The following is a 274-nucleotide window of genomic DNA, read 5'->3' on the forward strand; positions in this document are numbered from 1 at the left end:
CAGTCGGCCAGATCTGCTGTGTTTAACCCGCCACCTGTGGCGAGGGAGCTTGCTCCCGCTCGGCTGCGCAGCAGTCGTAAATCCTATGAACCGGATGTGATTGGAAGGACGCCGGGGGCCGCTTCGCGACCCAGCGCGAGCAAGCTCGCTCGCCACGGAACGGTCGGCCAGATCTGCTGTGGTTAACCCGGCACCTGTGGCGAGGGAGCTTGCTCCCGCTCGGCTGCGCAGCAGTCGTAAATCCTATGAACCGGATGTGATTGTAAAAATGCCG

The sequence above is a fragment of the Pseudomonas fluorescens genome (assembly GCF_000802965.1).
Taxonomy (GTDB): Bacteria; Pseudomonadota; Gammaproteobacteria; order Pseudomonadales; family Pseudomonadaceae; genus Aquipseudomonas; species Aquipseudomonas fluorescens_A.